This is a genomic window from Thermococcus sp. (assembly GCF_027066465.1).
GTDB lineage: Archaea > Methanobacteriota_B > Thermococci > Thermococcales > Thermococcaceae > Thermococcus.
In genome coordinates this window covers 1-6,327 of the sequence record NZ_JAMONU010000178.1, presented here as the reverse complement: position 1 = coordinate 6,327, position 6,327 = coordinate 1, and the positions used below count along the sequence as shown (strand labels likewise).

The following is a 6,327-nucleotide window of genomic DNA, read 5'->3' as shown; positions in this document are numbered from 1 at the left end:
CTCGAGGAGGAGCTGAGGAAGAGCGAGAACGTCGAGGTATTTCTTGAAACTTCAGCGGTTGGCATCTTCCAAGAGAACGAAGAGAAGCTCGTCCTGGCAGTCAGAAAGGAGCGCGAACTGATAGAGTTCAGGGGAAGGGCAGTTATCGTCGCCACCGGCGCGATGGAGAGGATGATTCCCTTTGAGAACAACGATTTGCCGGGGGTTTACGGCGCCGGAGCAATCCAGACGCTCATGAACACCTACGGTGTCAAGCCCGGAGACAGGGTTCTCATCGTTGGAGCCGGAAACGTGGGGCTTATCCTCGCCTACCAGCTCATCCAGGCCGGCGTTGAAGTGAAGGCGATAGTAGAGGCCATGCCCAAAGTCGGCGGCTACTTCGTCCATGCGGCGAAGGTCAGGCGTCTTGGAGTTCCGATACTCACGAGGCATACAATCCTGCGCGCCGAAGGAAGGGAAAAGGTCGAGAGGGCCGTTGTGGCCCAGCTCGACGAGAACTGGAGGCCGATTCCGGGAACAGAGAAGACCCTCGAGGTCGACGTCATAGCGCTCGCCGTCGGTCTGAGGCCCAGCATCGAACTGCTCCACCAAGCCGGCTGTCAGATAAAGTACGTCCGCGAACTGGGAGGTCACGTGGCGGTTCGCGACGAATGGATGGAAACGACCGTTCGGGGAATCTTCGTTGCGGGAGATTCGGCCGGAATTGAGGAGGCAACAACCGCGATGCTCGAGGGCAAGATAGCGGGAATAGCGGCAGCGCTGAGGCTCGGAATAGCGGACGAGAGCTGGGTTGAGGAGATAGAGAAGGCCGGGCGCGACCTCGACGAGTTCCGCTCCGGGCCCTTCGGCAGGCACGTGGCGGAGGGGATTAGGAAAATACTCGCGGAGGGTGTTTCCAATGAATGAAATCCCGCCCTACCTTCAGAGGGGATACATAACCCCCGAGGAGCTGTTCTCAATAATTCCGAAGCCGAGCGAGGAGAGGCTCAGGAAGAGACCCGTCGCAGTTCCCGAGTGCCCGCAGGAGATACCGTGCGCCCCGTGCAGGGAGATATGTCCGACGGGCGCGATAAACATGCCCACCCCGAACGACCTGCCGATTGTCGACTACGACAAGTGCATTGGATGCTCCCTCTGCGTCCAAATCTGTCCCGGTCTGGCGTTCTTCATGGTGCACTACGTCGGCGACAAAGCGCGCATAACGATGCCCCACGAGCTTCTTCCGGTTCCCGAGAAGGGAGAGGAGGTCGTTCTTCTCAACAGGGTCGGCGAGCCGGTCGGAAAGGGGAAGGTGCTCACGGTTGTCCCAAGGGAGAAGAGCAAGGGCGACACGCCGATAATCGTCGTCGAGGTGCCGATTGAGCTGGCCTGGGACGTCAGGGCGGTTAAGGTGGTGAGAGAATGAGAATCCAGCACATTCGGACAGGAGAGCATTTGAAAAGTGAGGCTTTCAGGGCAGTTCGCAGTCTTACCGCGCCCGAAGGGCGCATTCCACGTGCGAAGGCTCAGGGGAAGGCTTTGAGTTACGCTCTCACTCACGCCAGAGCAAGTTTGAGAGTAAAAGCTTTTCCGCCAGCGCTTGCGCAAGCAAGGGCTGAACGGAGGGAGTGAAATGGGGGGAAAGAAAATCGTCTGTCGCTGTAACGACGTAACGGTTGAGGACGTCGAGAGGCTCATAGATTCAGGCGTCACGGACATCGAGGAAATCAAGAGGCTCCTCCGCGTCGGCATGGGGCCGTGCCAGGGGAGGACGTGCATTCCAATCGTAATCTCAATCCTCGCGAGGAAGACGGGGAAGAGGCCCGAGGAGATACCGCTCCCGAAGGCGAGGGTTCCGATTCGGCCGGTCCGCGTAGAGGTCATCGTGGGTGGTGCCGATGAGTAGAATCGCGGTAATCGGAGGCGGGATAATAGGGGTCGCCACGGCCTACGAGCTGGCCAAGCTCGGCGAGGAGGTTGTCCTCTTCGAGAAGAACTACTTCGGCTCGGGCTCCACCTTCCGCTGTGCCACGGGAATACGCGCCCAGTTCACGGACGAGGCCAACATCAAGCTCATGAAACACTCGGTCGAGCGCTGGGAGAAACTCGAGGAGGAGCTTGGGGCGGATATAGGCTTCAACCAGACCGGCTACCTGTTCTTAGCGACGAGCGAAGAAGAAGTTGAGGCGTTCAAGGCCAACATAAAGTTGCAGAACCGCTTCGGCGTCCCAACGAGGCTCATCGACATGGACGAGGCGAAGGAGATAGTGCCAATCCTCAACACCGAGCCGTTTTTGGCGGGGGCGTGGAACCCGAAGGACGCCAAGGCGAATCCCTTCAAGACGCTCTTCGCCTATCTGCGGAGGGCGAGGGAGCTTGGCGTTGATGCGCGCGAGCACACTGAAGTAGTTGGACTTGAGCGCGAGGGAGAGGCTATAACCGCCGTGAAGTTCAGGAGCAACGGGAAGGTTGAGAGCGTTAAGGTTGATGCGGTTCTAAATGCCTCCAACGCCTGGGCGCCCCTAATCAACGAGATGGCGGGCTTAAAGCGCGACCTCGTCCCGATTAAGGCCTACAAGCACCAGCTCGTCAAAACGGAACCGCTTGAGAGGGGACAGGCCGAGCCTTTGGTGTGCCCGCCAGCTTGGGAAGACGCCTACATAATTCAGGACGGCGAGGACGGCGGAATCATCTGCGGTGCGGGGATAGAGCACGAGGCGAAGAGCTTAGAAGATGTCGAGCCGACCTACGACTTCCTGCGCGGGGTCCTCCGCTACGCCGTGAGAATCGCCCCCCCGCTCCGCTACGCCCACGTTGTAAGGCAGTGGGCCGGCTTCTACGCGAAGACGCCCGACAGCAACCCTGCAATCGGGAAGCTTTTGGACAACTTCTACATTGCGGCGGGCTTCTCTGGACATGGCTTCATGATGGCGCCGGCCGTTGCCCAGGCCATGGCCGAGCTAATCTCGAAGGGCCGTTCTAAGGTTCCGCTGGACTGGGAGTGGTACGACCCGTATCGCTTCGAGCGCGGAGAGCTGAGAAGTTCAGCGTTCCAGATTGGGTGATTTTCATCGGTTCTTTATTTTTCCTCTATTTTTCCATGATCAGTTAACACTTCGATGATAGGGATTCCATCGAAGTCCCTGTCAAGGGTAACGAGTCTTTTGATTCCGTTTTCAACCATTGAACCCAGTATCTTCGCATCGTGAAACAGAAGGCCATATTTCTCGGCCAGACTAAGGGCAAGGAATATATCAGGGTCTTTCACAATCTCCATATCATAACTGGCTATAAACGAGAGAACTTCTTCATTGGACTCGCGAATCAAAGCTCTACCTTCCTCAGTCTTGAGAAATTTCTTCAGGTCGTATATGTTATGGACTCCCCGTTTTGAAGATTTCCTGCGTAGGGTTACGTACACACACTCGTCAATGACTGTCTCAGAGACTACGGGGTACTTTGCAAGGGACATCAAACGAGTTGCTCTCTCAGTAAGCTCCGTCTCAAAAATGACGTTCAAAAGGACACTGCTATCCACGAAGGTCGCGATACTCCTCAAGATACTCACGTAGCTCCCTCCAGGAGGCTTTCTCACGTTTTACGCGTCTTTCTCCTACTGCAAGGGAACGCAGAACCTGGGCACGTGCAAACACTTCCGCTAGCTCACCGATGACCTTCTCGTCCGTCCCCTCAGGAATCCGAACTCTCACGGTAATCTCCATCACTCAACCCTCAACGTCTATTCTCCTCCAACTTGATAACGCTTTCGATTAACATCCCTCCGTCAAGAAAAAGGTTATAAATCGAGCCGATTAGCACCGTGAGGGTCGTCATGAGAATAGTCTTCGACATAGGTGGCTCTGTTCTCGTTCCCGAAGACCCGGACGTCGAGTTCATAAAGGCGATAGCGTACGAGCTCATCAAGATAAGCGAGGACCATGAGGTGGCGGTAGTAGTCGGTGGTGGAAAGGTAGCGCGCAAGTACATCAAGGCCGCGAAGACCTTCACGCCCAACGAGACCTTCAAGGACTACATAGGAATCCACATCACGAGGGCGAACGCGATGCTCCTCATAGCGGCGCTCGGCGAGAAGGCCTATCCCTTTGTCATTCAGGACTTCCGTAAGGCGTGGGAGGTCATACAGCTCAAGAAGATACCGATAATGGGCGGAACTCATCCCGGCCACACGACCGATGCCGTCTCGGCTCTCCTCGCCGAGTATCTCCAAGCCGACCTTCTTGTCGTCGTAACCAACGTTGATGGAGTCTACGACTCTGACCCGAGGAAGAACCCGAACGCGAGGAAGCTCGACAGGATAACCCCCGAACAGCTCGTCGAGATTGCGATGGAGGCCGAGAGCAAAGCCGGCGGAAGCGGTGTTGTTGATGCTTTGGCGGCGAAGTTCATCCAGCGCGGGCGGATAAGGACCTACATCGTCGGCAAGAAGGACGCCTATCACCTCTTCGACGTGGTTAGAGGGAAGCACAACGGGACTGTAGTGGAGCCTTAAACTCAATCCTTTTATATTCTCCCGCTTATTCAGAAGTGGTGAAGCATGGAAGCCGACCCGATAAACGTTCTCCTCTACGATATCCGCGAGATGAAGAAACTACTTGACGAGATGGAGAAGGCTCTTCTGATGCTTAAGGCAAGGTTAATTGAAGAGGAAGAGGGTGAAAGCTCGGAGGAGATAGAAGTCCCCGAAAGGGAAGCACTTGAAGACGAAAAGGACTGGGAAGAGCTGAAAAGGGAGCTCGGCCTATGAGGTCTCTCTACACCGTCAGCTGGAATGAGGATACCGTTGTTATCCTAAAAGTCGAATCCCGCGAAAGGGCATATCGCTGAACTGACTAAAAGCCAACTTTTTATACCTCCCCGCCCTTCTCAAGCTGGTGGTGCTCATGAAAATCGTCGTTATCGGTTCTGGAACAGCGGGAAGCAACTTCGCCCTCTTTATGAGAAAGCTCGACAGGAAGGCGGAAATAGTTGTCATCGGGAAGGAAGGCACGATGCAATACTCGCCCTGTGCTTTACCCCACGTCATCAGCGGGACGATAGAGAAGCCAGAAGACGTCATCGTCTTCCCTAACGAGTTCTATGAGAAGCAGAAGATAAAGCTCATGCTGAACACGGAGGCGAAGGCGATAGACCGCGAGAGGAAGGTCGTAATCACCGACAGGGGTGAGGTTCCCTACGACAAGCTCGTCCTTGCCGTCGGCTCCAAAGCTTTCATCCCGCCGATTAAAGGGGTTCAGAACGAGGGCGTCTTCACCCTCAAGAGCCTCGACGACGTGAGGAGGATTAAAGCCTACATCGCCGAGAGGAAGCCGAAGAAAGCGGTGGTCATCGGCGCGGGTCTAATCGGCCTCGAGGGAGCTGAAGCTTTTGCGAAGCTCGGAATGGAGGTTCTGGTCGTCGAGCTCATGGACAGGCTCATGCCGACGATGCTCGACAAAGACACCGCAAAGCTCGTCCAGAAGGAGATGGAAGCGAACGGCGTCTCCTTCCGCTTCGGCGTTGGGGTTAGCGAGATAACCGGCAGTCCCGTTGAGGCGGTTAGGATAGGCGACGAGGAGGTTCCGGCCGAGCTGGTTCTGGTCGCTACGGGCGTCAGGGCCAACACAGACCTCGCCAAAAAGGCGGGGCTTGAGGTTAACAGGGGAATAATGGTCAACGAGCACCTCCAGACAAGCGACCCGGACATCTACGCGATAGGCGACTGCGCCGAGGTAATAGATGCGGTAACAGGCAAAAGAACGCTCAGCCAGCTCGGAACTTCAGCGGTCAGGATGGCAAAAGTGGCGGCGGAGCACATAGCAGGAAATGACGTCTCCTTCAGGCCCGTCTTCAACACGGCCATAACCGAGCTCTTCGGCCTTGAGATAGGCACCTTCGGCATCACGGAGGAGAGGGCGAAGAAAGAGGGAATCGAGGTAGCTGTCGGCAAGTTCAAAGGCTCAACGAAGCCCGAGTACTACCCCGGCGGAAAGCCGATAACGGTCAAGGTAATCTTCAGAAAGTCGGACAGAAAGCTCGTCGGCGCACAGATAGTCGGCGGCGAGAGGGTTTGGGGCAGGATAATGACGCTCTCGGCATTAGCCCAGAAGGGAGCGACGGTAGAAGATATCGTTTACCTTGAGACCGCCTACGCCCCGCCGATAAGCCCGACGATAGACCCGATAAGCGTTGCGGCCGAGATGGCACTGAGGAGGTTCAGGTGATGGGCCTTTCGGCCCTCCTCTCCCTTCTCAGACTCAAGTTTTCCATACCCTCACTCGTCTCGGCCCTTGTGGCGTTCACGATGGCGCGCTATCACTATGGGGTTTCATTCACGCTCAACTTTCTGCT

The 6,327-nt window shown here is 56.1% G+C and carries 9 protein-coding genes; 7 read left to right on the top strand and 2 right to left on the bottom strand.

Annotated features, from left to right (window positions below; translation table 11 throughout):
* The 4 genes from MVK46_RS08815 to MVK46_RS08800 all read left to right on the top strand — a co-directional run.
* The coding region (locus MVK46_RS08815) for an NAD(P)/FAD-dependent oxidoreductase (protein WP_297536304.1) at positions 1-906 on the top strand (906 nt) is incomplete at its 5' end.
* Positions 899-1,405, top strand: a complete 507-nt coding sequence (locus MVK46_RS08810) for a 4Fe-4S dicluster domain-containing protein (RefSeq protein WP_297536303.1) — start codon at positions 899-901, stop codon at positions 1,403-1,405. The genes MVK46_RS08815 and MVK46_RS08810, both read left to right, overlap by 8 nt.
* A 207-nt stretch (positions 1,406-1,612) precedes the next feature.
* Positions 1,613-1,885 (top strand): (2Fe-2S)-binding protein, encoded by a 273-nt coding sequence (locus tag MVK46_RS08805; protein ID WP_297536302.1) that lies wholly within the window; start codon positions 1,613-1,615, stop codon positions 1,883-1,885.
* The gene (locus MVK46_RS08800) at positions 1,878-3,044 is read left to right on the top strand and encodes an FAD-binding oxidoreductase (protein WP_297536301.1); all 1,167 of its coding nucleotides are present in this window, start codon (positions 1,878-1,880) and stop codon (positions 3,042-3,044) included. The genes MVK46_RS08805 and MVK46_RS08800 overlap by 8 nt, the downstream gene beginning before the upstream one ends.
* A 14-nt stretch (positions 3,045-3,058) precedes the next feature.
* On the opposite strand, the gene MVK46_RS08795 is transcribed toward MVK46_RS08800, so the two are convergent.
* Entirely contained in the window at positions 3,059-3,538 is a 480-nt protein-coding gene (locus MVK46_RS08795) for a PIN domain-containing protein (RefSeq protein ID WP_297536300.1), read from the bottom strand.
* Entirely contained in the window at positions 3,510-3,701 is a 192-nt protein-coding gene (locus MVK46_RS08790; protein ID WP_297536299.1) for a hypothetical protein, read from the bottom strand. Before MVK46_RS08790 ends, MVK46_RS08795 begins: the two co-directional genes overlap by 29 nt.
* Positions 3,702-3,811: 110 nt before the next feature.
* Here MVK46_RS08790 and pyrH point away from each other — a divergent pair, with 110 nt between their 5' ends.
* The 3 genes from pyrH (at position 3,812) to MVK46_RS08775 (ending at position 6,200) form a co-directional block, all read left to right on the top strand.
* Positions 3,812-4,489 (top strand): UMP kinase, encoded by a 678-nt coding sequence (gene pyrH / locus MVK46_RS08785; protein ID WP_297536306.1) that lies wholly within the window; start codon positions 3,812-3,814, stop codon positions 4,487-4,489.
* 45 nt (positions 4,490-4,534) lie between these two features.
* Positions 4,535-4,744, top strand: coding sequence for a hypothetical protein (locus tag MVK46_RS08780; protein WP_297536298.1), 210 nt, complete (start codon positions 4,535-4,537; stop codon positions 4,742-4,744).
* Between the two features lie 136 nt (positions 4,745-4,880).
* On the top strand, positions 4,881-6,200 hold the full coding sequence (locus MVK46_RS08775) for an FAD-dependent oxidoreductase (protein WP_297536305.1): 1,320 nt from the start codon (positions 4,881-4,883) through the stop codon (positions 6,198-6,200).
* The last annotated feature ends 127 nt before the right edge of the window (positions 6,201-6,327 follow it).

Excerpts from the sequence above, each read along its gene's own strand:
- MVK46_RS08810 (WP_297536303.1), top strand. The coding sequence starts at position 899 with ATGAATGAAATCCCGCCCTACCTTCAGAGGGGATACATAACCCCCGAG.
- MVK46_RS08780 (WP_297536298.1), top strand. The coding sequence starts at position 4,535 with ATGGAAGCCGACCCGATAAACGTTCTCCTCTACGATATCCGCGAGATG.
- MVK46_RS08800 (WP_297536301.1), top strand. The coding sequence starts at position 1,878 with ATGAGTAGAATCGCGGTAATCGGAGGCGGGATAATAGGGGTCGCCACG.
- MVK46_RS08790 (WP_297536299.1), bottom strand. The coding sequence starts at position 3,701 with ATGGAGATTACCGTGAGAGTTCGGATTCCTGAGGGGACGGACGAGAAG.
- MVK46_RS08775 (WP_297536305.1), top strand. The coding sequence starts at position 4,881 with ATGAAAATCGTCGTTATCGGTTCTGGAACAGCGGGAAGCAACTTCGCC.
- MVK46_RS08805 (WP_297536302.1), top strand. The coding sequence starts at position 1,613 with ATGGGGGGAAAGAAAATCGTCTGTCGCTGTAACGACGTAACGGTTGAG.
- pyrH (WP_297536306.1), top strand. The coding sequence starts at position 3,812 with ATGAGAATAGTCTTCGACATAGGTGGCTCTGTTCTCGTTCCCGAAGAC.